Here is a 25,203-nt window from a genome sequence, read left to right on the forward strand (position 1 = left end):
TACACATTCCTCCGTTCCCCCCCCTATTATAACTGGTATATACCTAAATAGCTAATAAAAAAAGCAAAAACTGCTCAGTTTTTCTCAATTTGTGCGAACTCTTTCCCCATTTTATAGGCAGAAAGAGAAGTTATCACAAATTGTCCAAACAAGAGCAGTCTCTTTGCTTTTAAATTGGTTCGGTCGCTGGCTTGAGAATTTATTCAGCCAACGCTTTATTGGCAGTTGCCATGAGCAAGCGAATGCGATTCAATTGATTGACGATCGAAACACCTGGATCGTAATCAATCGCTGCAATGTTCGCCTGTGGGTATTGGCGACGCAGCTCTTTCATGACGCCTTTTCCTACTACATGGTTAGGCAGACAGCCAAATGGTTGCAGACAAATGATATTGTTGACATCATTTTCCAACAGATCGATCATCTCACCGGTCAAGAACCAGCCTTCTCCCGTATGATTGCCGATGGAAACAATCTCGCTCGCTTGCTCGGCAAGCTGATGGATCGAATGAATGCCCTCAAAGCGCGTTGACGCCCGCAACGCTTTATCCATTGGTTTTTGGAGCCGTTCAATCGCCATGATCGCAAAATCAGCGATCATTTTGCTTTTCTTCGCCATCCCCAAATGCTCGTAGCGCCAAATCTGATTGTAGAGGGAATAATTCATGAAGCCGACAATATCTGGTACGACCGCTTCCGCTCCTTCTGCTTCTAACAGGTGAACGACATCATTATTGGCAGTCGGTGAATACTTCACTAAAATCTCTCCCACGACACCGACACGTGGCTTCTTGATAGCATTTAACGGCACTTGATCAAAGTCTTGAATGATTTTCTTCATATTGCGATTAAAGAGGCTGAAGGAGCCATTGCGGACATTTTTGGCAATTTTTTCCAGCCATTCTTGGTGGAGCCGATCGACAGCCCCTGCTTCTTGCTCATATGGACGGGTGCGATAAACGACCCGTTCAAAGAGATCTCCGTATAAAAATGCCACCGCCAAGCGTTTCATCATCGGCAAGGTAAAGCGAAAGCCAGGATTTGATTCAACACCAGTATTCCCCATCGAAATAGATACCACCGGTACTTGCGGAAATCCTGCATCGTTCAATGCTTTACGTAACAAGGGAATATAGTTCGTTGCGCGACACCCACCGCCCGTCTGGGTCATCAATACGCTGGTGTTTTCGACGTCATATTCCCCGCTTTGTAACGCTTCTACCAGCTGTCCAATGGAAATGATGGCCGGGTAGCAGGCATCGTTATTGACAAAGCGCAAACCGACATTGACTGCTTCTCGATCTTCACTGGGCAGACAGACCACTTGATACCCGGAAGCCTGCAAAGCGACATCTACTAATCCGCTTTGGTGGATGGGACTCAACATCGGCAATAAGAGCGTGTGCTGCTTTCGCATTTCTTTGGTAAAAATAATCTTTGCTGGTTCCTCGTATTGCTTTTTAGGAACAAAGTGCTGTTTATCCCGTTCGTTGACTGCTGCTTTCAAGGAACGCAACCGAATCCGAATCGCTCCAAGGTTTGCACCCTCATCGATTTTCAACACCGTATACAGCTTGCCATATTGCGCCATGATCTCTTCGACTTGATCGGTGGTCACTGCATCGATCCCGCAGCCGAAGGAGTTTAATTGAACCAATTCCAACTGCTTGTTTTTCGCCACCACTCGTGCAGCCGCATACAACCGTGAATGATAGACCCATTGATCCACGACCCGCAGATCGCCGACATTTGCTAAATGAGCAATACTGTCCTCGGTCAGTACATGAAAGCCTTCTTGGGTAATGACTTCCGCTATCCCATGGTTGATTTCAGGGTCCAAATGATACGGTCTTCCAGATAAAACGATCCCTTTTTGGTTGGTCGTCATCAGCATTCGCAGCGTTTCTTCTCCCCGTTGCGCAATATCTGCTTTGAACTGATCTAGTTCCTCGAAGCCGCTGCGCAGCGCTTGGGCAATTTCGTCTTCAGAAAAACCAAAATCTTGAAACGTCCCCATTAAGGTTTTGACCATTGAGGCTTCATCTGCCAGATTTAAAAATGGACAGCGGTAGTCAACCGCCCCTTCACGAATCGCATCGACGTTGTTACGAATCACTTCTGGATAGCTTTGTACGATTGGACAGTTAAAATGATTTTCAGCGGCAGTGTTCTCTACTCGCTCAAAAATGACTCCTGGATAAAAGATCAACGGTATGTTTTGATCGATCAGTGCTTGGATGTGTCCATGGGCTAGTTTGGCTGGGTAACAAACGGTATCGCTAGGAATCGTTTCGATCCCTTGCTCATATAGTTCTTTATTAGAACGCGGCGACAAGGTTACCCGAAACCCTAACTGGGTGAAAAAGGTATGCCATAGCGGATAATTTTCATAAAGATTCAACACTCTTGGTAAGCCGATTTCCCCATGGAGGGCATCTTTTTTACGCAAAGAACGGTACTTGAACAAGCGGCGGTATTTTTCATCCACGAGATTGACTTTGCGGTCTTCTTTTTTGATTTTGATCCGCGCACCACGTTCGCAGCGATTCCCCGTAATGAACTTTCGACCATCCGAAAAGAGGGTCACGGTTAATAAACAATTGTTTTCGCAAAGACCGCAATTTGTAAATTCTTTTTCTGCTTGAAAATCGGCCATTTCTGCAGGAGACAACAACGTACTGACATCGTCGATCGCCGCTTCTTCTAACGCGATCAACGCCGCCCCATAAGCGCCCATCAAGCCAGCGATCGATGGTCGTACGACTTCACGGCCGCTGATCAATTCAAAGGCGCGCAGAACCGCTTCATTATAGAAAGTCCCTCCTTGGCAGACGATTTTCTCGCCAAGATCTTCGGGGCGCCGAACCTTGATCACTTTATAGATAGCATTCTTTATGACCGAGTAAGACAAGCCAGCCGAAATGTCGCCAACAGAGGATCCTTCTTTTTGGACCTGTTTGACTTTTGAGTTCATAAAGACGGTACAACGCGAACCCAGGTCAACCGGCGCTTGGGCTTTTGTCGCTGCCAGCGCAAATTCTTTGACATCCTGATTCATAGATTTGGCAAAGGTCTCAATGAACGAGCCGCATCCTGACGAACAGGCTTCATTTAGCTGAATCGAAGAAAGTGCACCGTCTTTGACTGTCATCGCCTTCATGTCTTGCCCACCAATGTCCAAGATAAAATCAACCCCTGGCTGGAAATGTTCAGCAGCTTTGTAATGGGCCATCGTTTCGACTTCACCGATATCGACCTTCAGTGCATGTTTGATCAGATGCTCACCGTACCCTGTGATCGTTGACTTTGCGATGTAAACGTCAGAAGGCATCTGACGATAAAGCTCTTGGAAAACCGCCATCGTTGTCGCTAACGGCTCGCCTTCATTGTTGCCATAAAAAGAAAACAACAAATCCCCTGCATCATTGATCAAGACGACTTTCGTTGTCGTTGATCCAGCATCGATACCCAAATAAGCAGCACCTTTATGCTCCGACAAAGGTTTTTCTGCAGCAACCGCTTGGGCATGGCGGGCACGAAAAGCAGCCAGTTCTGCTTCGTCTTTGAATAAAGGATCTAGCGTATCTGTTGGCGCAAGTGTGCCGTCTTCTTCATTGGCTAAGCGGTCGCATAGTACAGAAAGCTGCTGCGCTTCTTCTGCATACAGTGCAGCCCCCATCGCCACAAACAGTTCTGGATTCTCGGGAAAAATGATATCTGCTTCTTGCAGGTTCAACGTATCGATAAATCGTTGACGCAATTCCGACATAAACGTCAGTGGACCGCCTAAGAAGGCTACCTTGCCTTTGATTTTACGACCAGCAGCTAAGCCAGCAATCGTTTGATTGACCACCGCTTGAAAAATACTTGCAGCAATGTCCGCTTTTGCCGCTCCTTCATTGATCAGCGGCTGCACATCAGTTTTGGCAAAGACCCCGCAGCGTGAGGCAATCGGATAAAGGGTTTGGTATCCCTTGGCTAGCTCATTGACCCCATTGGCATCCGTTTTCAATAAAACCGCCATCTGATCAATAAACGCACCGGTCCCACCGGCACAACTACCATTCATCCGCTGCTCCAACGCACCTTCAAAAAAGGTGATCTTCGCATCTTCACCGCCTAATTCGATCGCCACATCCGTTTCTGGGATCACTGTCTCGACTGTTTTGGTACAAGCGATGACCTCTTGGACAAAAGGAATCCGCAAAACTTCTGCCAGCCCCATTCCGCCTGATCCGGTAATCGCCAGCGCAACTGGCTGATCTTGGATTACTGCTTGCGCTTCTTTAATAATTTTTTCCGCTGCCTTTTGGATGTCTGCATAGTGTCGTTCATACCTTGAAAAACACGTTTGATTGCGTTCATCTAACAGAACCATCTTGACCGTTGTTGAACCGACATCGATGCCCGCCTTATATTTTTTCATTTGTTGCCTCCATCTAAACAACACTTTGTTGATTATATAACAAGCCGTTTGTTATAATACTTATGTTCATTGTAATTCTTTTAATTGATAATTCAACAAACAATTCCAACGAAGGTGTGGGATAAACAACAATTAGACGTTTTTTGTCGTTTATTTTGAAAGGAAATTCACAATATGAAAAAATTGGATTTACGTGTCAAACGAACCAATAAGTACATTATTGAAGCCTTTATTCGCTTAGTTGAAGAAAAAGGCTTCGAGCAAGTGACTGTCCAAAATATCGCAGACGAAGCCATGATCAACCGCGCGACCTTCTATGCCCATTACAAAGACAAGCAAGACTTGTATGAAAAAATATTTGACTTGGCCGTCGAATCTTTTACCTCGATCCTTGACTTTGAAGATTTCGTCCAAGGCAATCGAATCAAGATCCGTAAAATCGAAGCGGCCATGACCGAACTTTTTTTACACATTCAAAAGAATCGCTCTTTTTATTTGACGATCATGGATGCCTCTGCCATTGAGATCATTCGTAAAAAACTGGGGCTGATTTTAACGGAACGGTATCAAGAGATCTTTTCAACCTTGAAGATTACAGAAGGCGATCTTGAAGTGCCCTTAGACTTCATCATTGATTATATGACCTCAATATTTGTTGGCACGCTGCATTGGTGGCTAACGGCAGAAACAACGATGCACGCCGACCATTTAGCAAAACTCGTCATCAAACTAGTGGCAAACGGTCACCTAACTGTCTTGGGGATTGAAATTGAGGAATAAAAAAAGAAACTGCCTATATGCAGTTTCTCTTATGCTAATTGCCCTTTAATCAATGATTTTTTGCGCGCCATTTGATCGTGTCTTTTGTCTTACGCTGTTTTGTTACTTTGATTCCTTTTGGAGCCACACGAATCGCATAGTCTTCCTTTTTGACAACGTCATAGACATGCTCTGCAACTTCCGTTACTTTTTCTTTTAGATTCAGTTTAAATTTCATGTGTTTTCATCTCCCGAATGCTTTACTACTAGCGTATCGCAAATAAAAAAAATCTTCAACTTATAGCCCTTCCTCAAACCAAAAAAAATAATGGTTAAATAACGAAAAAAACAGCAAGACTACTTGCTGTTTTTTTCTGCGTATTCATCTGACTGGGGTAGCTGGATTCGAACCAACGCATGACGGAGTCAAAGTCCGTTGCCTTACCGCTTGGCTATACCCCAATAATGGTGGAGGAGAGTGGATTCGAACCACTGAACCCTAAGGAACGGATTTACAGTCCGTCGCGTTTAGCCACTTCGCTACTCCTCCAAAAGGTTTTTCTCAAACCTGACAATAGTTATAATACCGAAAAAGATAACAAATTGCAAGAGCAAAAAGTAAATTTTTCTAGAAATTATTCATGTAAATTCCATTGGCGAATAATCATCTCGATGGCAGCTTCTAAACTTCTGCTTGAACCTAGATCTTCATCCCCTAAAAAGCTTTGAAATTCTTTCGGTCCAGTCGTTAAAATCTCACCGATACGTTTTTTACCAATAAATAATTCATTAACGGTATAGTATTTGCCATGAATGGCTTTCGTTGTTTCTTCAATACGGACTTCGATATCTTTATTTTTCTTAGACATGATTGCACCTCTTTCTTTACAGCACCTTCCTATTTTAACAGAAAACCAGCAAAAGAAAAAGAAAATCTCATCTGGAACGAAAAAAAGTAGTCAATCGTTACGATCGACTACTTTTGCTGCTTTGTCTCATTTCTGGTTCGTCAAGACAGCACTGGTTACGGTATACCCAGCATCGCTTAAGATTTTCTCAATCGCTGCGACTTGGCGCGACTCTACTTGGATCTCAACAATCGTTTTTAGCGCCATCCGATTGACTACGATGGTCAAAATACTCATCTGATGATCGGCAAGCAGCTTGGTCACGTCTGCTAACACGCCTACATGGTCATCCGTGATCTCGATGGACACTCGGGTTCCGCCATCGTGGTAGCCAGTGATTTTCAAAAAGGCATCGAAAATATCATTGTTGGTAATGATTCCCACTAGGGTATCATCATCCATGACTGGTAAAACCCCCACGTTTTCACTACGCATGACGGAAATGGCGTCCTCTAATAGTGCATCTGGTTCAATCGTGGTCACTTTTTTCAACATGATATCAGCGACCGTCGTTTTATTTAAGAGATAGTTCATTTCATAAACGCTTAAGCTTGTCGCTTTTGAGGGAGTTGCTTCAGCGATCGTTCCTTCTGTGATCAACCCTACTAATTTACCATCGTCAACGACGGGCAGACGGTGGATATCGTGCTGCTTCATTAAATCTACTGCATCAAAGATCGGTGTCTGCGAATCGACGGTGACGACCGTCTTCGTCATAAAATCACTTACACTCATTGTTTAGCCTCCTAGATACGCTTTTCTTACTTCATCACTTGCTAGTAATTCTTCTCCAGTACCTTCTAAAACGATTTTCCCCGTTTCTAATACATAGCCGCGATCGGCAATCGATAAAGCCATTTTTGCATTTTGTTCAATCAGCAGCACAGTCGTTCCTTGCTGCTTGATTTCTTGAATGATTGAAAAAATTTCTTTGATAAAAATCGGTGCCAAGCCCATCGAAGGCTCATCCAGCAAAAGCAAGCGCGGTTTTGACATCAATGCCCGCCCCATTGCCAACATCTGCTGCTCACCGCCAGATAATGTCGACGCATCTTGCGAGAGGCGTTCTTTCAATACAGGAAACTTGCGGTAAACTTGTTCATAGTCGTCTTTGACACCACTGTCTTTACGCAAGAAGGCCCCCATCTCTAAGTTTTCTTGAACCGTCAAACCTGAAAAGACGTGCCGCCCTTCTGGCACTTGTGACAAGCCGTTTGCAACAATTTTTTGCGGTGCTTCTTTCTCAATTTGCTTTCCTTCAAAAGTGACTGAGCCATTTGAGGGGCGGATCAATCCAGAAATCGTCCGTAAAATCGTGGTTTTCCCTGCACCATTGGCACCAATCAGTGAAACGATCTCCCCTTGATTGACGTGGAAGGAAACATCATGGACCGCTTGGATCATGCCGTAGTGGACACTTAAATTTTGAATTTCCAGCATCAGATTTCCCCTCCTAGATAAGCTTCGATCACCCGCGGATTGTTTTTGATCTCTTCTGGTTCACCGTGGGCGATGACTTGGCCGTATTCCAGCACATAGATCCGTTCGCACACTTCCATGACCAAACTCATATCATGCTCAATCAAGAGGATCGTCAATTGAAAATCTTTTTGGATCTTATAGATCAGCTTTGTCAGTTCTGTTGTTTCTTGAGGATTCATCCCCGCAGCCGGCTCGTCAAGAAACAGAATTTTTGGTTCTGTAGCCAATGCGCGTACGATCTCTAACCGACGCTGCTCGCCATAAGGCAAATTTTTCGCTAACGTTTGACTTTTGCCATCCATATCAAAGATCCGTAACAGCTCTAAGGCTTTTTTCTTCATGGATTCTTCGTTTTTGTAATACTTTGGCAAACGCAAGATGCTGGTCAGCAGTCCTTCTTTATGCTTACTGTTCATAGCGATCAAAACGTTGTCCATCACGGTCAAGTTTTTAAACAAGCGAATGTTTTGGAAGGTTCTTGAAAGGCCTAAATCCGCAATTTTATAAGGCTTCACGCCATTTAAACGTTTTGGCTTACCTTGGGTCTCAAAAAGTACTTCGCCTTCACTAGGCTCATACACACCTGTCAGGAGGTTAAAGAGCGTTGTCTTGCCGGCACCGTTTGGTCCAATCAACCCGACCAGCTCATTGGTATCTAGATGGAGGTCTACATGAGAAACAGCAGCTAAACCGCCGAAGTTTTTCGTTAAGCTTTTAACTTCTAATAGAGGCATCGTTGTCATCCCCCTTTTTTCTAAATTTATCCAGCAGTCCTTTTACGGAGAATTCCCATGTCCCTAAAAGTCCGCTTGGTTTAAAGATCATAATGATGATCAAAGCCAATGCATAAATGATCATGCGCAAATCAGAGAAGCCTTGCAAGTACATGTTTAAGATTCCTAGCACTACTGCCGAAACAACTGCTCCTGTGGTACTCCCAAGCCCTCCAAAAACGACGATGATCAATACATCGATCGATTTCATAAAACCGTAATCTCGTGGGAAAACCGACTGCTGATAGCTGGCATAAAGGGTACCAGCAATGCTTGCCATCACTGCCCCCATCACAAACGCAATTACCTTGTATTTCGTTGTGTTGACCCCCATCGATTCTGCAGCGATCTCATCTTCACGAATCGCTAAAGTCGCCCGACCTGGTCCGCTATGGATAAAGTTTGAAACGACAAGAATCGATAGAACGGCAAAGAGAAAGACGATCTGCCAATTACTGAATTGGGGCAATCCGAAAATTCCTGCAGGACCATTGGTCAAGCCTCGTAGGTTCACCAACAAGATCCGAATGATCTCTGCCACACCTAGGGTAGCGATCGCTAGATAGTCGCCTTTTAAACGGAGGGTCGGAATCCCAACCACTAATGCGACTGCACCAGAAACCAGCATCCCCACCAGTAAACCAGTTAAAAAGCCGCCAAAGGTTGGATTGCTTGCCGACAGGATCGCGCCAGCATAAGCACCGATTGCCATAAATCCAGCATGTCCTAAGGAGAATTGCCCTGAAAAGCCGATGATCAGATTCAAACTGACTGCCAAGATGATATTGATTCCGATATTGACGATGATGGCATCAGAGAACAAATTGATCATTCCGCCATTGTAGGCTGCAAATAATCCAAAATAAAGAATAGCTGCCAGAGCGAGCCAGATTAAGTTGTAACGTAAATTCTTTTTCATTTCTGCCACCTACACTTTCTCTTTGATATTTTTGCCGAGGATCCCAGCTGGACGAACCAACAATATAATTATTAAAATGACATACACTAAAGCATCCTTATAATCAGAAAAACCAAGCGCTGTCGCTGCTGTTTCCACCAAACCGATCACAAAGCCACCTAAGGCTGCTCCAGGAATGATCCCGATCCCGCCAAGAACCGCTGCAACAAAAGATTTCAGACCAGGAACGACGCCCATTGATGGATCAATGGAATTATAATACAAACCGATCAGCATCCCGCCAGCTGCAGCCAAAGCCGAGCCTAAGGCAAAGGTAAAGGAAATCGTTCGATTGACATTGATCCCCATCAAACGCGCGGCATCTGCATCAACACTTACTGCCCGCATCGCTTTTCCCATACGGGTCTTTTTCACGATCAATTGCAAGAGAATCATTAAGGTAACCGAAACAGCCAAGATCAATAACTGGACATTACTTACTTGAACAAATCCGATGGAATAAGTTTGTCGTTCAATCGCTTGCGGAAAGGGGCGCACATTGGCTGAAAAGAAAAAGATCATGACATTTTGCAAAAAATAAGAAACCCCGATTGCCGTGATCAGTGCCGAAATTCGCGTGGAATTTCTCAAAGGACGATACGCTAAAAATTCGATCGTTACCCCAAGAGCTGCACTGGCGATCATTGAAATAAACAACGCTGGGAAAAACCCTAATTGCCATTGATTGATCAAAAAGTAACCGATAAAACTACCGATCATATAAACTTCTCCGTGGGCGAAGTTGATCAACTTGATGATGCCATACACCATCGTATAACCCAACGCTAACAAGGCATAGATACTGCCTAGAAACAAGCCGTTGATCAATTGTTGGATCATCATTTCCATATACTCACTTCCAATATCATTTATTATGGTTCTTCTCGTCAGAGAAAAGAAACTGAGACAAACACATCAGGTCTGTCCCAGTTTTCACTGCCAAACAACTGCAGGTTTTTAAGGTTCCACAGTGTCTGCTGAGGTTTCTTTCCCGTCAGTCAATCCTAAAACAACTGCTGATTTTTCAGGGTTATGATTTTCATCCATCGTGATTTCACCGGTCACACCGACAAAGTCTTTCAGTTCAGACAAACCAGCTGCGATCGCCAATGAATCTGCTGAGTTTTGATCTTCGATCGCTTGTTTGATCATATAAACGGCATCATAGGCTAATGCATTAAAAGCAGAAGGCTCTTTGCCATATTTTTCATTGAATGCTGCCACAAACGGCTCAACTTTGTCGTTTGCTGGTGCTTTGGTAGAGAAGTGACCTGTATAGTAAACATTGCTGACATTTTCTGCACCAGCTGTTTGAACCATTTTTTCATCACCGAATCCATCCGCACCAATGATTGCTTGATCAATTCCTAATTCTCGCGCTTGCTTGATGATCAAACCAGCTTCTGTGTAGTAGCCTGGAATGAACAAGACATCGAAGTCGACATCTTTGATTCTTGTAAGAACTGCTTGGAAATCTTTGTCGCCTTCGGTAAAGTTATCCTCTAAGACGATTTCGCCTGGGTAGCTTTCTTTAAATGCTTCCGTCAAACCAATTGCGTAGTCACTTGAGTTATCACCCAAAATTACGGCTTTTGAAGCATCCAAATTTTCTGCTGCATATTTTGCCAAGATTGTTCCTTGGAAGCTATCTTGGAAACAAGAACGGAACGCAAATTCTTGGACTTTTCCACTGGTGTAAGTAATCGCATCATCGGTACCTGAAGGAGTGACCATCGGTACTTGGGCTCTCGTCACATTCGGTAAAGCCGCCTTTGTGGCACCTGAAGTTGCTGGTCCAATAATGGCAACGACTTTATCGTTGGTTGCTAAGTTGGCTGCTACTGTCGCCGCTTCATTGTTATCTGATTTGTTATCTTTCGAAATGATTTCAATTTGTTTTCCAAGAACGCCGCCGGCAGCATTGATTTCTTCGACTGCCAAGTCGATCCCCTCTTTTTCAGCCGTCCCATAAGCAGCAACTGCTCCAGACAACTCTAAGTTGGCACCAATCTTAATGGTATCTCCCTCTTGTTTATTGCCACCTTCAGCAGCACCACTGCTATCCGTTGGTCCACCTGTTGGTCCTGCACTACAAGCTGTCAATAAAAACAAACTCGCAAACAAAAATGCAAATTTCTTTTTCATAATTTTCCTCTCCTTTACTTCCCCTGAATATGTTATCCAATATACTGAAAAATCGAGGAAATGTCAACGAATTATCAGAATATTTCACCTATTCAGAATTTATTTTTTTCGCCGATAAAAAACGGTGCTTTTAAAACATTGATCCAGCAACAATGGAATCGCTTTTCTAATTGTTGGATAAAAAGAAAAGCAAGCAAAGTTTTTTCCCCTTTGCTTGCTGCTGGTATGCTTTGATTCGCTACTTTTTTCATCAAACGGACGTTTGAAAACATTACATCCTCATGTTAGCGGCTGTTTCGTGGATACAATGCTTGAAAATTTGCCGCCGCCCCAACTAAATTGGCATCATTGCGATAGTCACATAGCTTGATCAGTGGGACGAAATCATTTAATGCTTGATCCGCCAACATTTTTTTCAAGCGCTGGTCAACTTCTTCTAACAAGCCTTTTTTGGCACTGACACCACCGCCGATAATGATCACTTCAGGATCAAAAGCAAACTGAATACTGAACAGTCCTTGTGCTAAATAGTTGTAAAATTTATTGACTTCCTCGATCGCAATGGCATCGCCATCTTCTGCACGTTGAAAGACCTCTTCACCGGTAATCGTCGTTCGATCCACTCCGATCCGATCACAATACCGCCAGGCCATCTGAACCGCTGTCCCTAGTTGCGAAAATGTTTTGCCTTGATCTAGGATCATCAACCCAAATTCGCCACCGTATAAATGTGCCCCACGGACTAGCTCACCATTTTGAAACAAGGTACCGCCAACGCCTGTTCCGATCACAACGAAGGCTGCTTGCTGATACTCTTTGCCCGCTCCTTGATAAAACTCAGCCATCCCAGCGCAATTGGCATCATTTTCGATGGTTACGGGTACCCCAAACGCTGCTTCGAGTTCTGAGTAAATATCAAACCCATGGATATAAGGGATCGCACTAATGCCGTCGATCCGCCGTTCTTGGGCATTGACCGCACCTGGCGCACTGATTCCAACGCCTTCAATCTCTTCATCTACGCTTGCCCTCACTTGCTGCAGCTGTGCTTTCATTTCCTCCCAAGTATTTGGAGTAGTGAACTTCCCTTTACTCACCAAAGAATCTTGTGCCCAGACGCCATATTTTACTGCTGAACCACCCATATCAAAGACTAAAATCGCCATTTTTTTCCCTCAATCCTTTATTATTCTGATACTGTCTATTTTACCGCAAGTCAGCGCTTGAAGAAAGCGATTTCCGAGGACAAGAAAAAAAACAGTCTCATTCACTTAGACTGTCTCTTCATCCATTAGAGTTGTTTTTCCAAAATCACTTGATCGAACAGCTGCTGCCCATTCTCAAAAATCGGTTCGACATAGTGGGTGGTGAAATAATTCTTCACCCGCTCTTTTTCAACATAGCCTTGCTTTTGGTACAAAGTCAAGGCTGCAGAGGGCAGACTACCAGTTTTGATCACTACGATCGGCCGTTTTGCCCCGAGGCGCTGACTGAGGATCGCTTCTTCGGCAGCTTGCAGCAATTGACGACCGATGCCCATTCCTTGCTTTTCTGGCGAAACGGCCACATTCATAATCTCCCAGTTCTTGCCTTGATTTTGATAAACTAGCACACCAATCATTTCTCCAGCTTCTTCATAAACAAGTGTTTGGCTATTATATAGATAGCTTTCTACGACTGCTTTATCAGGATCTGCATCCAGCAGCAACGCCCAAGGATACGCTTCATTAGGGGCGATTGGACGAATCATGGCTTTTTGGCTCCTTTTTTATATTTCTGTTGATTCCTTTTAACTTTTCCGATAACGGTACGTTGGTTTGACTTTGTCTTTCGTATTTCGTTTTAAAGTAAACGTCTGGGGTACGTAATCTATTCCGCCTTTTACAAAGGGATGGCAGCGTAAGATACGAACTACCCCCATCAAGCCTCCTTTGGCTGCTCCATGGACTTGGATGGCTTGGATCATGTATCCTGAGCAAGTCGGATAATAACGACAGCTAGGAGGAAATAATGGGGAAATAAAACGTTGATAGAAACGAACAAAGCCGATCAAAAGTTTACTCATTCCTTGCCAGCCTTTCTTTTTAGCGTACGATTCAGTAAAGATAGATAGAAAAAACTAGGACTCAGCACGTGGCGTAAGTCCTAGTTATGGTTTATTTCATAAACTCAAAGATATGATTCCAAAGACTTGGAGAGAATACTTTAAAAGGACTGCCGTCACCGATCACTCCATAACCAATCATCGTTCCTGCTAGGAACAATAAAATAGCTAATAAAATGACGATTAAAATTTTTATCAAGCTAGTTAAAATATAACGGTTCAACTTCACTTTTTTCTCTCCTACTCCTATTAGGCGTTAACTGGTACGACTTCTTCTACTGCGTCAGAAACTCGTTCAACAGATGCCCCTAATTGTTGCAATTTTTCGTGGAATTTGTAGTAGCCGCGATCCAAATATTTTAGATTGCGAACACGCGTCCGTCCCGTTGAACGCAAACCTAATAAAATCAACGCTGCTGCGGCACGTAAATCTGTCGCATAGACCAGCGCACCTTGTAATTCATGACCGCCTTCGATCACTGCAACGTTGCCGTCAATTTTTACATGGGCATTCATGCGACGCATTTCTTCTAAATGTTGGAAACGATTCTCAAATACCGTTTCATTCACAACACTCGTTCCTTGTGCTAATAATTGAATAGCAGACATTTGCGCTTGCATGTCCGTAGGAAAACCTGGATGTGGCATCGTTTTTACATCAGTCGCTTTCAAGCGTTCTGGTCCGACCACACGAATCCCTTCAGCGACTTCAGTCACTTCTGCGCCCATTTCGATCAATTTTGAAATCAATGGACGATTGTGCTCTGAGATCGCATCTTTAATAATAACGTCTCCTTGAGTCATTGCTGCTGCAACCATAAAGGTTCCTGCTTCGATACGGTCTTGGACGATCGAATGTTCTACTGCATGCAGGTGTTCGACACCTTCAATACGCATCGTTTCGGTTCCTGCACCAAAGACCTTGGCACCCATTTTATTCAAAATGTTTGCTAAATCAACGATTTCTGGCTCACGAGCGACGTTTTCGATGATGGTGATGCCTTTAGCTTTTACGGCAGCCATCATGATATTTTGCGTGGCGCCGACACTTGGGAAATCCAAGTAAATGCTATTGCCTTTTAACTCATCGGCGATCGCTTCTATGTATCCATCTTTTTGGATGATTTGCGCGCCTAGTGCTTGAAATCCCTTCAAATGTAAATCAATTGGTCGTTTGCCGATTGCACAGCCGCCAGGCATTGCCACTTTGGCATGTCCATTACGGGCTAACAAAGGCCCCATGACTACGATTGAAGCGCGCATTTGGCTCACATACTCATACGGTGCTTCGATTGCTAATTCTTGTGACGCATCGATCGTCATTGTGTTGTTTTCTTCTTCAAAATCGATTGCGACATTTAAATGCCGAATCACTTCTTTCATTGTTAATACATCGGAAAGGATCGGTACATTTGTTAATGTCGTTGTTCCTTCTTCCGCTAATAAGCTTGCCGCTAAGATAGGTAGAACAGCATTTTTTGCCCCTTCGATCTTCACTGTTCCAGTTAATCGATTACCACCTTGAACGATCATCTCTTCCATTTATGTTCCCTCCAAATAATGCAGTGACTCACACAAATCTTGCCAATTATAGCATAATATTCGGTGTTTTTGCATATATTAATGAAATTCTTAAAAACCTGTTAAAAATAAATTACGACATAGCGCAATCAACTCAAGGAAAAAAGTACTGGCGATGTAGCCTAATGCAATCGCAAGAAACACCATGACCATTCGTATCTGAGTCGTTCGTAAAGCTTTAAAAAAAGCATCGATCCGCACAGATTGCAATGCCCAAAATGCTAAATAGATGAACGCTAAATGACTCACGATTCGAATGATTGCATCAATTCCATACACTTGCATACTTCCTGCTCCTTTTTTCATAATTGAACATTCCTATCATACCACAAAGATGTCAAGATAAAAAATAATCTTTCTTGAAACCTTCATGAAAAGACTTTAAAAAGTTTTTAAAACGTTTTCTTGAAGAAACAAAAAAACAAAGGCAAGATGCCCTTGTTTTTTAGGAATGTTTTGACACGTTGATTCGATTGATGGCGCGGTGCAAAGCAACCGTTGCGCGCCGAAGCTGGTCGATATCCTCGACTTGTTTGGCTTCTTCGATTTGGCGTTCTGCACGCTGTTTTGCTCTTTCTGCACGTGAAACGTCGATGTCACGATCACGTTCCGCACTATCGGCTACGATCGAGACAACATTGTCTCGCACTTCTAATATACCGCCGTTGACAGCGACCCAGTCGACATGGGTATCTGAATCAATCCGTTTGACCCGGACTTCATCAATCGTCAATGGAACGATGATTGGGGCATGGTGCGGCAAAATACCGATCTCACCATCTGTCGTACGTGCAACCACGATTTTCGCGTGATGATCGTAAACCAAACCAGCAGGTGTCACCACATTGACTGTTAAAAATTGATCCATGAGGTTCCCCTCTTTCTTCAAGGCTGGTTAATTAATAGCCAATTTTTTTCGCTTTTTCAATGACATCTTCAATTCGGCCAACACTGCGGAAGGCTTCTTCTGGAAGATCATCATATTTTCCTTCAAGAATCTCTGCAAATCCTTTGATGGTTTCTTCAACTGGCACATAAGAACCAGGTTGTCCCGTAAACTGTTCCGCTACGTGGAAGTTTTGTGACAAGAAGAATTGAATGCGGCGTGCGCGGGCAACTAAGGTTTTTTCATCATCAGACAGTTCATCCATCCCTAAGATGGCGATGATGTCTTGTAATTCCCGATAACGTTGCAACGCATGCTGTACTTCAGTCGCTACTTCATAATGTTTTTCACCAACGATTTCAGGTGCTAACGCACTAGAAGAAGACGCCAGTGGATCAACGGCAGGATAGATCCCTTGTTCGGTCAATTTACGTTCCAAGTTGGTTGTTGCATCCAAATGGGCAAAAGCAGTCGCAGGTGCTGGGTCTGTATAGTCATCGGCAGGGACATAGATGGCTTGAATAGACGTAACGGAACCTTTTTTCGTCGATGTGATCCGTTCTTGTAATTGCCCCATCTCAGTTGCTAATGTTGGCTGATACCCAACGGCCGACGGCATCCGACCTAGTAAGGCAGATACTTCAGAACCTGCTTGAGTGAAGCGGAAGATATTATCGATAAACAAGAGCACGTCTTGTCCTTCCACATCACGGAAGTACTCGGCTAATGTCAAACCAGTCAAGGCCACCCGCATCCGGGCACCTGGTGGTTCATTCATTTGTCCAAACACCATGGCTGTTTTTTCGATAACGCCAGATTCTTTCATTTCATTATAAAGGTCATTTCCTTCACGTGTCCGTTCACCAACACCTGTGAAGACAGAGATCCCACCATGCTCTTGGGCGATGTTGTGGATCAATTCTTGGATCAAGACGGTTTTACCAACACCGGCACCACCGAAAAGTCCAACTTTCCCCCCTTTTAAATAAGGAGCTAACAAATCAATGACTTTGATCCCAGTTTCAAGGATCTCCGTACTTGTTGACAATTCATCAAAGTCAGGTGCTTTTTTGTGAATCCCACTGCGGGGTGCCTCTTCAGGAAATGGTGCTTCTAAATCGATGGTATCGCCTAGGACATTAAATACCCGTCCTAATGTTTCTGTCCCAACTGGAACAGAGATGGAGGCGCCTGTATCGATTACTTCCATTCCTCGTTGTAAGCCATCTGTTGATTCCATGGCAATCGTACGGATAACGCCGTCGCCAAGTTCTAGGGCAGCTTCTAACACAACTTTTGTTTTCTGCTCATCTTTTTTGTAAACAATCAACGCATTGTTGATATCTGGTAATGATTGGTCTAGAGAGAATTCCACGTCAACAACGGGACCAATGACTTGAACAATCTTGCCTGAACTCATTCGTATTCCTCCATTCGTTCTTGAAACTATTCTAACGCGGATGCCCCCGCCACAATTTCAGTAATTTCTTGAGTGATCGCTCCTTGGCGCGCTCGGTTGTATGAGATCGTCAAGTCCCCAATAATATTTTTGGCATTATCTGTTGCTGTTTTCATCGCTGTCATTCCGGCAGCATGCTCGGCTGTTTTTGCGTCAACAATCGCACCATAAATCAAGCTTTCAGCGTATTGAGGCAGTAATTGATTCAAAATCGCTTCTCTGGAAGGTTCAAACAAGTATTCTTGTTCATAACTTTCGGCTTCTTCAGGATCTAAATCGGATATCGGCAACATTTTCTCCACACGAAATTGGCTAGTCAATGAATTGATGTGATGGTTATAACACACATATAATTCATCGAAGACCTCGTTTTGGTACATCGTGGTTGCCAATGTTACGATTTTACGTACCTCATCAAAGCTTGGTTGATCCGAAAGGTTTCTTAACTCGTACGCCAAATTGATGCCCCGTGCTTTGAAAAAGTCAGCGCCAGTTGCACCTATGGCAATCATGACATACTCTTCTTCTTTTGCATGGTCTTCATCCAGCATGGCCATCATTTGTTTTAAGATGGAACTATTATAGCCGCCCACTAGACCGCCATCAGAAGTGATGACGATATAGCCTGTGCGTTTGACCGGGCGACTAACCAACATACTGTTATAGTTCACACCATCTTTAGGACCAGAACCTGCAAGATCGGAAAGCTGCTGCGCAGTCAAATGCGTAACGATTTCACGTACTTTGTTGGCATACACTTGAAACTGTTTCGAATGAGCTTCAGATTTTGTTAATTTTGCAGCTGAAACCATTTGCATGGCCTTTGTGATTTGGCTGGTTTTCTTTGTTGAGGCAATTCGTTGCTTGATTTCATTTAATGAAGCAGCCATTTTCTCTCACCTCTTTTATGCGTTTTGCATTGTCGATATTTTATCTTGCGGTGTCACCCGAGAACTGTTGGATGCCATGAAAATATCTTTGAATGCTTTAATGGTGTCATCTAACAAGCTTTCTTCTGGCAAGTCTTTCGTTGTCCGAATGGTTTCAAAAATCGTTGCTGCGTTTGCTTCGATATACTCAAATAATTCTGCTTCAAAGTCCAATAATTTATTGACAGGTACACTATCAATGAATCCATGCGTCAACGCATAAAGAATCACGACTTGTTTTTCGACTGCCAATGGTTCATGTAGTTTTTGCTTTAAGATTTCAACGGTACGACGACCGCGGTTTAATTTGGCTTGTGTCGCAGCATCTAGATCAGACCCAAATTGTGTGAAGGCTTCTAGCTCGCGGTAACTTGCCAAGTCCAAACGCAAGGTTCCAGCAACTTTCTTCATCGCTTTGATCTGTGCAGAACCACCAACCCGTGAAACGGACAATCCAGCCGCTACGGCAGGACGCACACCTGAATAGAACAGGTCATTTTCTAAGAAAATTTGTCCATCTGTGATAGAAATCACGTTGGTTGGGATATAGGCTGAGATATCCCCCGCTTGCGTTTCAACGAACGGCAGTGCCGTCATTGATCCGCCACCTAGTTCATCACTTAATTTCGCTGCACGTTCCAATAAACGAGAGTGCAAGTAGAAGACATCCCCTGGGTATGCTTCACGACCTGGCGGACGGCGTAGAAGTAGAGAAAGTTCACGGTAAGCGACTGCTTGTTTTGATAAGTCATCAAAGACGATCAAAACATGTTTGCCGTTATACATGAATTCTTCTCCCATTGCTGCCCCGGCATAAGGTGCGATGTAAAGCAATGGTGCTGGTTGTGAAGCACCTGCTGAAACAACGATCGTGTAATCAAGTGCACCGTAACGGCGTAATGTTTCTACTTGTGCACGAACCGTTGAGTCTTTTTGGCCAATAGCGACATAGATACAGATCATGTCTTGCCCTTTTTGGTTGATGATCGCATCGATCGCAATCGTTGTTTTCCCGGTTTTCCGGTCACCGATGACTAATTCCCGTTGGCCACGTCCGATTGGCACTAAAGCATCAATAGCTTTCAACCCTGTTTGCATTGGTTCCGATACGGATTTCCGTTGCATTACACCTGGTGCGGCTGCTTCAACTGGGCGTGATTTGTCTGTTTCGATCGGACCTAAGCCATCGATCGGTTGCCCCAATGGATTCACTACCCGGCCAATTAATGCATCGCCGACAGGAACTTCCATGATTTTGCCGGTTCGTTTTACTTTGTCTCCTTCACGAATGGTTTCAAAATCACCTAGGATGATGATCCCGACGTCGTTTGATTCTAAGTTTTGTGCCATCCCATAAGAACCGTTTGAAAACTCAAGCAGTTCTCCACTCATGGCATTTTCTAAACCGTGGGCGCGGGCGATCCCGTCCCCAACATATGTGACAGTACCGATTTCTTCTACAGAAAGTTCGTTCTGATAATTTTTAATTTGCTCTTTGATCAAGGCACTAATTTCTTCTGCTTTGATGGCCATCCGATTCACCTCTTATCTCTTGTTTATCTGCCGATTTTTTGTCGCAGATAATCCAGTTGGCTCTTAATACTACCGTCGATCACTTGATGATTTGCTTCAACGATGACTCCGCCTAAAATCGTTGGATCGACCGTTTCTTTCAATTGTGCCTGCTTGTACCCAAGCTTATCGGCGATTTGCTTTTCGATTTTGCTTTTTTGTTCTGCTGACAAAGCAACAGCCGTTGTGATCGTTCCGAGAACAAGACCTTGATATTCATCGTAACGACGTTCGTATTCATCAATGATCAGCAATAGATCATCCATGCGATCATATTCATAAACGATCTCTAAGAAATTTCTGACCAAGCCTTCAAAGCCCTTCAGCAATTGATCGACTAATTGTCTTTTTTCATGGAGATCCAAGCGGTTATCCGTCACGATCTGACCGAATGTTGGAATCTCCTGATAAATCTGACGCAAGGTCATTAATTCTTGGTAAACTTCTGTCAAGCGCTGTTCTTCCATCGCCAATTCGAACAAGGCTTTTCCATAGCGTTTTCCCACTGTGAATTTATCGAGTTTCATTAACTGAACCCAATCCTTCGATATATTGATTGATTAGGGATTCATGATTTTCGGGAGTCAATTCGCGTCCTAAGATTTTTTCTGCGATTTGAAGCGAAAGTTCTGCAACATCATCTTTCACTTCTTTTAACGCAGTTTCTTTTTCAAGGGTGATGTCTGAGTTTGCTTTTTCTTTCAAACGAGCCACTTCTTCTTTAGTCTCGCTCAAAATATTTTGTCGACTCAATTCCCCGCTATCTTTGGCGCTCTTGATGATCTCCGCAGCTTCAGAATGAGAACGTGCCAATTTTTCTTGGCGTTCTTTTTCTAATTTTGCTGCATTCAAGCGTGATTGTTCCGCTGAATCCAAATCATTGGCGATTTTATCTTCCCGTTTTTGCATCATGCTGCTGATGGCATCCCATGCAAAATGTTTCAATAAGAATAGCAAAAGAAGAATTGATCCGCTGACAACAATAATATTGCCAAGCATTGGATTTTGAACTTCCGCTATAACCAACTGATTTAGCATAACGATTCTTCCTTTCTGAAAGTCATTGTTTCATTAGAAAAAAGCAAAAACGAGTGCAATTGTTCGTTTCTGCCTTTTCGTGCTTGTCTTATCGGAAGACTAATAACAGCGCGATAACTACCCCTAGAATCGGTACAGCTTCGACTAACGCGACCCCGATAAACATTGTTGAACGTAGTTGACCTGACATTTCAGGTTGGCGTGCCATTGATTCGATCGTTTTTGCGATTACTTGTCCGTTACCATATCCTGCACCAATTGCTGCTCCGATAATTGCTAATCCTGCTCCAATAAAGTTCATTCTTTTTTCCTCCTAATTGTATGTCGATTCGATTAATGTTCTGCCACGATTTTGTGGCTCATAAATACCATGGTCAATGTAACAAATACATAAGCTTGGATCGCTCCAATAAAGAGTGAGAAGCCAATCCAGATCATTTCTAGCGGCATCACGATCGGTAATGACCACCAACCAAGACTAATAAACATGTTGGCAATCAATCCTAATAACACTTCCCCCGCGAATATATTTCCATATAAACGCAAGCCTAACGTGATGACATTCGTAAATTCTTCGATGATTTTTAGCGGTAATAAGAACCCCACCGGTTTCAAGTACGAATTGATCAAGTAATTTTTGAAGCCCAACGACTTGATCCCAAAGAAATGTGTCAAGGAAATAACCATAAGTGCGAGTGTCAGTGTAACAAACGGGTCTGCTGTCGGACTTTTCCATAAGGTAATGTCATCTGTCGTCACGATTTTTGTGACTAACCCGATCTCATTTGCCACAAACACAAAAAGAAACATTGTTACACCGAGCAAATGAAAGTTGTTCACTTGAGATCCTGGTAGATTGTCCGCTACGATACCGCGAACAAAGTCAATGACCCATTCAATGAAGTTCTGCTTCCCTTTCGGTTTCATTTGCAGATTACGTGTACAAATAAAGACCACCAAAAAAACAATAATACAAGAAATGATTGTCATCATAGCTACAGTTCCATCAAACCATATAGGACCGATATGAAACATAAGCGATTTATCTTCCAATCTTTCTCACCTCTTTTCCTGTCATCTCCAGAAAAAAATCTGGTGTTACAATGCGTTTCCTCTCATAACAATCGGTATCATACCACCACGAATGGAAAATTTCAAAGCATTTTCAAGAAAATTAGACAAAAAACTCACAATGCCAAAAATCCTAAATTAAATGAAAAATCCCCGTGTCGCTATGTGGAAGAAAAAGCCTGTTATATCAACAGCTTTCCCTTAAATGCTACCAAATTTAGCGCGATTTTCAAAGCAATAACCTCTATCGGATTCTAAAAGAAGTTCTTAGAAAATTAGAAATTTCTAAGAACTCGGTCAATTTGTCTTTCTTGATCTTTGCGTTTCAAGGATTCCCGCTTGTCATATTCGCGTTTTCCTTTCGCTAAACCAATCAAAACTTTGGCATAACCATCCTTGATATACACCTTTAACGGAACGATCGTCATGCCTGTATTTTTTGTTTCGCCAATCAGACGAGCAATCTGCTTTTTATGCAGTAACAGTTTTCTTGTCCGTAGTGGATCATGATTAAAAATGTTTCCTTGCTCGTATGGGCTGATATGCACATTGACTAAGAATGCCTCACCATTGCGAATGCGTACAAAGCCGTCTTTCAAATTGATCCGACTGTTACGGATCGCTTTGATCTCTGTTCCCTGTAAGACGATCCCCGCTTCGATCGTATCGAGGATCGTGTAATCATGGCGGGCCTTTTTGTTTTGGGCGATTAATTTCCCTTCTCCTTTAGGCACGGGCCATCCCTCCAATTATTTTTTCTTGATTCCTTTGTAAAAAGGTTTTTTCTTTTTCACTTTGCCAGCTTTCTTTGACTTGCCTTTACCGGTTTGTTCAAAGCGTTTCCCTTGTTTTTTCTCAGGGTTGTATTGTTTTTTCCCGCGACGGTTCGCTTCATTTTTTTGATGGTTGTTTCGTTTGTTGGCTTTTGGTGCTTGCAGTTTTTCGACTTCTTCTGCTGCTACCAATTCGAAATCGATCTCTCTTGTTTCAGGATCAGCTTTCACGACTTTGATACGAACTTTTTGACCAATTTTAAAGGTCAAGCCTGTCCGTTCACCTACAAGTGCCAGATGGTTTTCCAAATAATGGAAGTAATCTTGCTTCAGATTATTGATATGGATCAGCCCTTCAATCGTGTTAGGCAATTCAATAAACAAGCCAAACTTAACGACGGAACTGATGATACCGTCAAACTCTTCTCCTACTTTATCGGCCATATACTCAGCTTTTTTAAGCGCATCGACTTCTCTTTCTGCATCGACTGCTCGTCGTTCCATTTGGGAGCTGTGCATTGCGATGTCAGGCAAGATTTCAGCCCATTTGTTTTGGTTGGCTTCAGAGACATCTTCACTGTAAGAACGAATCAAGCGATGCACGATCAAGTCGGGGTACCGACGGATCGGTGACGTGAAGTGGGTATAATCTTCCGCTGCCAAACCATAGTGGCCGACGTTTTCTTCTGAATACTTCGCTTGCTGCATACTTCTGAGCAGCATCGTATTGACAACCATTGCCTCTGGCTTATCTGCGACATCTTCAACCACTTTTTGCAGTTGTTTTGGTGAGATCGAGCCGTTGGTTTGTTTGACTACAATCCCTAAAGCAGAAGCAAAATCAAAGAAGCGACGCATTTTCTCTTCTTTTGGTTCCTCATGGATCCGATAAATAAATGGTAAATGCTTCCGATTGAAATGGCGCGCCACGGTTTCATTGGCTGCCAACATGAAGGACTCGATCAATCGTTCGCCGACGCCACGTTCTCGCAGAACGATTTCTTGCGGGTGTCCTTCTCCATCGACCAAGACTTTCGCTTCGCGGTCTTCAAAAGAAACCGCCCCACGCTTGATCCGCATCGTTTCTAACACGTGGTGCAAGGCGGCCATATCATGGAACATCGGTACTAGTTCCCCATATTCTTTGCTGGTTTCTGGATTATTGTCTTCAATAATTTGATTGACTGCCTGATAAGTCATGCGGGCACTTGTTTGAATAATACTTTGGAAAATATTGTAATCCGTGACGATCCCCTCTTGGTTGATCCACATTTCACAGCTCATGGCCAACCTTGGAACATTCGGATTCAACGAACAGATCCCGTTTGATAAACGTTGTGGGATCATCGGGATCACTCGATCCGTTAGATAGACACTCGTTCCCCGCTCAAAAGCTTCTTTGTCCAACGCACTGTTTTCTGTCACATAATAAGAAACATCTGCGATATGCACGCCCAAATAGAAGCTGCCGTCAGGCAATGCTTTTACCGTCACCGCATCATCCAAATCTTTGGCATCCGCTCCATCGATCGTTACGATCTGTTGATCTCGCAAATCCCGTCGTTCTGGAAAGTCAGCAGGATCGATCGTATCGGGTACTGCATCTGCCGCTGCCAAGGTTTCTTCCTCAAATTTTGTGGGAATCCCATTCGCCACGACGATCGATAAAATATCCATTCCAGGATCGTTTTTATGCCCCACAACTTTTGTGATCAACCCCTCTAAGCTTTTCGAATAGCCTTTTTCTGGATAATGGCTGATCTCAACGATCACGATGCTGCCGTCTACTGGACGAATTCCTTGGGCGCCGATAAACACCTTTAAATCGCTTAGTTTTTTATCTTTAGGTTGAACAACGCCATATAGATCCGATTCTTCGATCTCTTTTTCGTCAAATAATGTAAACTCGCCGACCAACTGACTGATGGCGCGTTGCTTGATTTCTACGACCTTTCCCTCTGCGCCGCGATCTGAAAAAGGATCGGCAACATGCACGATGTCTACAGCAACGGTATCGCCGTCCATGGCATAGCCTGTTGCTTCTTTAGGGATATAAATATCGTCTTCTTCTTCATCCAACGTGACAAAGCCGAAGCCCCGCTCGTTGGCACGGAAGGTTCCTTCCACAAACACTCGTTTCATTGGTAATTTCACTTTGCCTTTTTTGTTAAAAATCACACTGCCTTCTCGTTCCATCGCCGCTACTGTCTGGACAAGATTCTTAAAGTCTGTACTTTTTTGAAGTCCTAGACCTTCAGCAATTTCTTCCATTGAAAAACTTTTTTTACGGCTTTCTTCGAGAAACTGAACAATTTTTGTTTTAATCGTTTCTGTCATAA

The 25,203-nt window shown here is 43.5% G+C and carries 26 protein-coding genes and 2 tRNA genes; 1 reads left to right on the forward strand and 27 read right to left on the reverse strand.

The annotated features are described in order from the left end of the window. Positions 1–199 precede the first annotated feature (199 nt). A complete protein-coding gene (locus IGK14_RS12245; RefSeq protein WP_438712335.1) occupies positions 200–4,426 on the reverse strand; it encodes an acyl-CoA dehydratase activase-related protein in 4,227 nt (1,408 codons plus the stop codon). Positions 4,427–4,600: 174 nt separating this feature from the next. Here IGK14_RS12245 and IGK14_RS12250 point away from each other — a divergent pair, with 174 nt between their 5' ends. After that, positions 4,601–5,206, forward strand: coding sequence for a TetR/AcrR family transcriptional regulator (locus tag IGK14_RS12250; RefSeq protein WP_005228762.1), 606 nt, complete (start codon positions 4,601–4,603; stop codon positions 5,204–5,206). Between the two features lie 49 nt (positions 5,207–5,255). Here IGK14_RS12250 and IGK14_RS12255 read toward each other — a convergent pair whose 3' ends face one another. The 26 genes from IGK14_RS12255 to rnr all read right to left on the reverse strand — a co-directional run bounded on the left by IGK14_RS12255 (position 5,256) and on the right by rnr (position 25,201). Next, the gene (locus tag IGK14_RS12255; RefSeq protein WP_005228760.1) at positions 5,256–5,423 is read right to left on the reverse strand and encodes a hypothetical protein; all 168 of its coding nucleotides are present in this window, start codon (positions 5,421–5,423) and stop codon (positions 5,256–5,258) included. A gap of 152 nt (positions 5,424–5,575) precedes the next feature. Continuing rightward, positions 5,576–5,647: transfer RNA gene (locus IGK14_RS12260), tRNA-Gln, on the reverse strand. Between the two features lie 4 nt (positions 5,648–5,651). Further along, positions 5,652–5,735 (reverse strand) — tRNA-Tyr (locus IGK14_RS12265). 85 nt (positions 5,736–5,820) lie between these two features. Beyond that, positions 5,821–6,054, reverse strand: a complete 234-nt coding sequence (locus tag IGK14_RS12270) for a DUF2969 domain-containing protein (protein ID WP_010749787.1) — start codon at positions 6,052–6,054, stop codon at positions 5,821–5,823. Between the two features lie 126 nt (positions 6,055–6,180). Beyond that, positions 6,181–6,828 (reverse strand): CBS and ACT domain-containing protein, encoded by a 648-nt coding sequence (locus tag IGK14_RS12275; protein WP_010749788.1) that lies wholly within the window; start codon positions 6,826–6,828, stop codon positions 6,181–6,183. A gap of 3 nt (positions 6,829–6,831) precedes the next feature. Continuing rightward, on the reverse strand, positions 6,832–7,533 hold the full coding sequence (locus IGK14_RS12280; RefSeq protein ID WP_010749789.1) for an ABC transporter ATP-binding protein: 702 nt from the start codon (positions 7,531–7,533) through the stop codon (positions 6,832–6,834). Further along, the gene (locus IGK14_RS12285; RefSeq protein ID WP_008380898.1) at positions 7,533–8,309 is read right to left on the reverse strand and encodes an ABC transporter ATP-binding protein; all 777 of its coding nucleotides are present in this window, start codon (positions 8,307–8,309) and stop codon (positions 7,533–7,535) included. The genes IGK14_RS12280 and IGK14_RS12285 overlap by 1 nt, the downstream gene beginning before the upstream one ends. Continuing rightward, the gene (locus IGK14_RS12290; protein ID WP_005228744.1) at positions 8,290–9,267 is read right to left on the reverse strand and encodes a branched-chain amino acid ABC transporter permease; all 978 of its coding nucleotides are present in this window, start codon (positions 9,265–9,267) and stop codon (positions 8,290–8,292) included. Before IGK14_RS12290 ends, IGK14_RS12285 begins: the two co-directional genes overlap by 20 nt. Positions 9,268–9,276: 9 nt before the next feature. After that, entirely contained in the window at positions 9,277–10,155 is an 879-nt protein-coding gene (locus tag IGK14_RS12295) for a branched-chain amino acid ABC transporter permease (protein ID WP_005228742.1), read from the reverse strand. Positions 10,156–10,263: 108 nt separating this feature from the next. Beyond that, entirely contained in the window at positions 10,264–11,451 is a 1,188-nt protein-coding gene (locus IGK14_RS12300) for an ABC transporter substrate-binding protein (protein WP_010749790.1), read from the reverse strand. Between the two features lie 284 nt (positions 11,452–11,735). Further along, positions 11,736–12,617, reverse strand: coding sequence for an ROK family protein (locus tag IGK14_RS12305; protein WP_005228730.1), 882 nt, complete (start codon positions 12,615–12,617; stop codon positions 11,736–11,738). Between the two features lie 125 nt (positions 12,618–12,742). Then, a complete protein-coding gene (locus IGK14_RS12310; RefSeq protein ID WP_010749792.1) occupies positions 12,743–13,201 on the reverse strand; it encodes a GNAT family N-acetyltransferase in 459 nt (152 codons plus the stop codon). Between the two features lie 39 nt (positions 13,202–13,240). Then, positions 13,241–13,516: a membrane protein insertion efficiency factor YidD gene (gene yidD / locus IGK14_RS12315; RefSeq protein WP_010749793.1), complete on the reverse strand. Its 276-nt coding sequence runs from the start codon at positions 13,514–13,516 to the stop codon at positions 13,241–13,243. A 91-nt stretch (positions 13,517–13,607) separates the two neighbouring features. After that, the gene (locus tag IGK14_RS12320) at positions 13,608–13,784 is read right to left on the reverse strand and encodes a DNA-directed RNA polymerase subunit beta (protein WP_005228723.1); all 177 of its coding nucleotides are present in this window, start codon (positions 13,782–13,784) and stop codon (positions 13,608–13,610) included. Between the two features lie 20 nt (positions 13,785–13,804). Further along, positions 13,805–15,097, reverse strand: coding sequence for a UDP-N-acetylglucosamine 1-carboxyvinyltransferase (gene murA / locus IGK14_RS12325; RefSeq protein WP_010749794.1), 1,293 nt, complete (start codon positions 15,095–15,097; stop codon positions 13,805–13,807). 90 nt (positions 15,098–15,187) lie between these two features. Then, positions 15,188–15,421 carry a DUF1146 family protein gene (locus tag IGK14_RS12330; protein WP_010749795.1) on the reverse strand — a complete coding sequence of 78 codons (234 nt, stop codon included), beginning with the start codon at positions 15,419–15,421 and terminating at the stop codon, positions 15,188–15,190. Positions 15,422–15,581: 160 nt separating this feature from the next. Beyond that, positions 15,582–16,004 carry a F0F1 ATP synthase subunit epsilon gene (locus IGK14_RS12335; RefSeq protein ID WP_005228716.1) on the reverse strand — a complete coding sequence of 141 codons (423 nt, stop codon included), beginning with the start codon at positions 16,002–16,004 and terminating at the stop codon, positions 15,582–15,584. 31 nt (positions 16,005–16,035) lie between these two features. Then, positions 16,036–17,442, reverse strand: coding sequence for a F0F1 ATP synthase subunit beta (gene atpD / locus IGK14_RS12340; RefSeq protein ID WP_005231864.1), 1,407 nt, complete (start codon positions 17,440–17,442; stop codon positions 16,036–16,038). Between the two features lie 26 nt (positions 17,443–17,468). Next, positions 17,469–18,371 carry a F0F1 ATP synthase subunit gamma gene (locus IGK14_RS12345; RefSeq protein ID WP_010749796.1) on the reverse strand — a complete coding sequence of 301 codons (903 nt, stop codon included), beginning with the start codon at positions 18,369–18,371 and terminating at the stop codon, positions 17,469–17,471. Positions 18,372–18,386: 15 nt separating this feature from the next. Continuing rightward, positions 18,387–19,943, reverse strand: coding sequence for a F0F1 ATP synthase subunit alpha (gene atpA / locus IGK14_RS12350; RefSeq protein WP_005228708.1), 1,557 nt, complete (start codon positions 19,941–19,943; stop codon positions 18,387–18,389). Positions 19,944–19,966: 23 nt separating this feature from the next. Further along, positions 19,967–20,509 (reverse strand): F0F1 ATP synthase subunit delta, encoded by a 543-nt coding sequence (locus IGK14_RS12355; protein WP_010749797.1) that lies wholly within the window; start codon positions 20,507–20,509, stop codon positions 19,967–19,969. After that, positions 20,496–21,020: a F0F1 ATP synthase subunit B gene (gene atpF / locus IGK14_RS12360; protein ID WP_005228706.1), complete on the reverse strand. Its 525-nt coding sequence runs from the start codon at positions 21,018–21,020 to the stop codon at positions 20,496–20,498. Before atpF ends, IGK14_RS12355 begins: the two co-directional genes overlap by 14 nt. Before the next feature lie 88 nt (positions 21,021–21,108). After that, positions 21,109–21,321 (reverse strand): ATP synthase F0 subunit C, encoded by a 213-nt coding sequence (gene atpE / locus IGK14_RS12365; protein ID WP_005228705.1) that lies wholly within the window; start codon positions 21,319–21,321, stop codon positions 21,109–21,111. 32 nt (positions 21,322–21,353) lie between these two features. After that, positions 21,354–22,073 carry a F0F1 ATP synthase subunit A gene (gene atpB / locus IGK14_RS12370; RefSeq protein ID WP_008380872.1) on the reverse strand — a complete coding sequence of 240 codons (720 nt, stop codon included), beginning with the start codon at positions 22,071–22,073 and terminating at the stop codon, positions 21,354–21,356. 293 nt (positions 22,074–22,366) lie between these two features. Beyond that, entirely contained in the window at positions 22,367–22,825 is a 459-nt protein-coding gene (gene smpB / locus IGK14_RS12375; RefSeq protein WP_008380870.1) for an SsrA-binding protein SmpB, read from the reverse strand. A 15-nt stretch (positions 22,826–22,840) separates the two neighbouring features. Beyond that, positions 22,841–25,201 carry a ribonuclease R gene (gene rnr / locus IGK14_RS12380; RefSeq protein ID WP_154694596.1) on the reverse strand — a complete coding sequence of 787 codons (2,361 nt, stop codon included), beginning with the start codon at positions 25,199–25,201 and terminating at the stop codon, positions 22,841–22,843. Positions 25,202–25,203 lie beyond the last annotated feature (2 nt).

The organism is Enterococcus sp. DIV0970a, assembly GCF_051711265.1.
Taxonomy (GTDB): Bacteria; Bacillota; Bacilli; order Lactobacillales; family Enterococcaceae; genus Enterococcus_D; species Enterococcus_D casseliflavus.

What these genes read in the sequence shown, in the direction of transcription:
- IGK14_RS12245 (WP_438712335.1), bottom strand. Translation starts at nt 4,426, where the DNA reads ATGAAAAAATATAAGGCGGGCATCGATGTCGGTTCAACAACGGTCAAG.
- IGK14_RS12250 (WP_005228762.1), top strand. Translation starts at nt 4,601, where the DNA reads ATGAAAAAATTGGATTTACGTGTCAAACGAACCAATAAGTACATTATT.
- IGK14_RS12255 (WP_005228760.1), bottom strand. Translation starts at nt 5,423, where the DNA reads ATGAAATTTAAACTGAATCTAAAAGAAAAAGTAACGGAAGTTGCAGAG.
- IGK14_RS12270 (WP_010749787.1), bottom strand. Translation starts at nt 6,054, where the DNA reads ATGTCTAAGAAAAATAAAGATATCGAAGTCCGTATTGAAGAAACAACG.
- IGK14_RS12275 (WP_010749788.1), bottom strand. Translation starts at nt 6,828, where the DNA reads ATGAGTGTAAGTGATTTTATGACGAAGACGGTCGTCACCGTCGATTCG.
- IGK14_RS12280 (WP_010749789.1), bottom strand. Translation starts at nt 7,533, where the DNA reads ATGCTGGAAATTCAAAATTTAAGTGTCCACTACGGCATGATCCAAGCG.
- IGK14_RS12285 (WP_008380898.1), bottom strand. Translation starts at nt 8,309, where the DNA reads ATGCCTCTATTAGAAGTTAAAAGCTTAACGAAAAACTTCGGCGGTTTA.
- IGK14_RS12290 (WP_005228744.1), bottom strand. Translation starts at nt 9,267, where the DNA reads ATGAAAAAGAATTTACGTTACAACTTAATCTGGCTCGCTCTGGCAGCT.
- IGK14_RS12295 (WP_005228742.1), bottom strand. Translation starts at nt 10,155, where the DNA reads ATGGAAATGATGATCCAACAATTGATCAACGGCTTGTTTCTAGGCAGT.
- IGK14_RS12300 (WP_010749790.1), bottom strand. Translation starts at nt 11,451, where the DNA reads ATGAAAAAGAAATTTGCATTTTTGTTTGCGAGTTTGTTTTTATTGACA.
- IGK14_RS12305 (WP_005228730.1), bottom strand. Translation starts at nt 12,617, where the DNA reads ATGGCGATTTTAGTCTTTGATATGGGTGGTTCAGCAGTAAAATATGGC.
- IGK14_RS12310 (WP_010749792.1), bottom strand. Translation starts at nt 13,201, where the DNA reads ATGATTCGTCCAATCGCCCCTAATGAAGCGTATCCTTGGGCGTTGCTG.
- yidD (WP_010749793.1), bottom strand. Translation starts at nt 13,516, where the DNA reads ATGAGTAAACTTTTGATCGGCTTTGTTCGTTTCTATCAACGTTTTATT.
- murA (WP_010749794.1), bottom strand. Translation starts at nt 15,097, where the DNA reads ATGGAAGAGATGATCGTTCAAGGTGGTAATCGATTAACTGGAACAGTG.
- IGK14_RS12330 (WP_010749795.1), bottom strand. Translation starts at nt 15,421, where the DNA reads ATGCAAGTGTATGGAATTGATGCAATCATTCGAATCGTGAGTCATTTA.
- IGK14_RS12335 (WP_005228716.1), bottom strand. Translation starts at nt 16,004, where the DNA reads ATGGATCAATTTTTAACAGTCAATGTGGTGACACCTGCTGGTTTGGTT.
- atpD (WP_005231864.1), bottom strand. Translation starts at nt 17,442, where the DNA reads ATGAGTTCAGGCAAGATTGTTCAAGTCATTGGTCCCGTTGTTGACGTG.
- IGK14_RS12345 (WP_010749796.1), bottom strand. Translation starts at nt 18,371, where the DNA reads ATGGCTGCTTCATTAAATGAAATCAAGCAACGAATTGCCTCAACAAAG.
- atpA (WP_005228708.1), bottom strand. Translation starts at nt 19,943, where the DNA reads ATGGCCATCAAAGCAGAAGAAATTAGTGCCTTGATCAAAGAGCAAATT.
- IGK14_RS12355 (WP_010749797.1), bottom strand. Translation starts at nt 20,509, where the DNA reads ATGAAACTCGATAAATTCACAGTGGGAAAACGCTATGGAAAAGCCTTG.
- atpF (WP_005228706.1), bottom strand. Translation starts at nt 21,020, where the DNA reads ATGCTAAATCAGTTGGTTATAGCGGAAGTTCAAAATCCAATGCTTGGC.
- atpE (WP_005228705.1), bottom strand. Translation starts at nt 21,321, where the DNA reads ATGAACTTTATTGGAGCAGGATTAGCAATTATCGGAGCAGCAATTGGT.
- rnr (WP_154694596.1), bottom strand. Translation starts at nt 25,201, where the DNA reads ATGACAGAAACGATTAAAACAAAAATTGTTCAGTTTCTCGAAGAAAGC.